At 39.3% G+C, this 707-nt stretch carries 2 protein-coding genes; one reads left to right on the top strand and one right to left on the bottom strand.

Annotation, left to right across the window (positions count from 1 at the left end):
* The coding region (locus ACYVRA_RS07860; protein WP_461252183.1) for a hypothetical protein at nucleotides 1-219 on the bottom strand (219 nt) is incomplete at its 3' end.
* 249 nt (nucleotides 220-468) lie between these two features.
* Between ACYVRA_RS07860 and ACYVRA_RS07855 the strand changes: the two genes are divergently transcribed.
* On the top strand, nucleotides 469-707 hold a 239-nt coding region (locus ACYVRA_RS07855), incomplete at its 3' end, for a hypothetical protein (protein WP_461252182.1).

The following is a 707-nucleotide window of genomic DNA, read 5'->3' as shown; positions in this document are numbered from 1 at the left end:
AATTACGACGGGAATGAGCAGTTTTAGATCGGCGTTCATCGCCTCGTTTACGGTGGCGATAATTACGGGCATCCCAGTAACATGGACTGTCGCGTAACCGTCAAATGTTTTGTGCGCGATGTCCCTTATCTTAATAAAGTACTCGGTAACAACTAAATATTTCTCGCAAAGGCGCAGGAGACTGTAAGAAAAGTATTTTTCGCAAAGAATCTCACGCAAAGAACGCAAAGACGCAGAGGGCGCAAAGTTGTTGTTTGCAGGATCGTCTTTTTTCCTTCAAGATTTGTAGTAAAACTTATATATCTAGACAATAATGGGTCATCGGACAGGAACTTTGCGCCTTTGCGCCTTTGCGAGAGAAAATTTGAGAATAATGTTCTGTGAAGTTTTAGATGTTACTGATTACTATTTCCACTTGGAACTTGACAATATTTGTTTTATTTTGTAATTTTTAAGTAAAAGGAAGGAATGCAAAAAATATTTAAATACCCGTGGATAATTACCGCTGTTATCGCTATTATTACGCTATTTTTCTGTTTTCAACTTCCAAAAGCTGAATTGGAAAATAACAACTTGCGTTTTGTCCCGCTTGATGATCCTGCCCTTAAAACGACGCCGTGGATTGACAAAATGTTCGGAAGCTCTTTTTTTATTCTTGTGGGACTGCAGCGGCAGTACGGCACTGTTTTTGACGCGGATTTTATCAA

The organism is Treponema sp. R8-4-B8 (assembly GCF_054786175.1).
The sequence above is the reverse complement of the archived record's forward strand: the minus strand, read 5'-3'. Positions and strand labels throughout refer to the sequence as shown.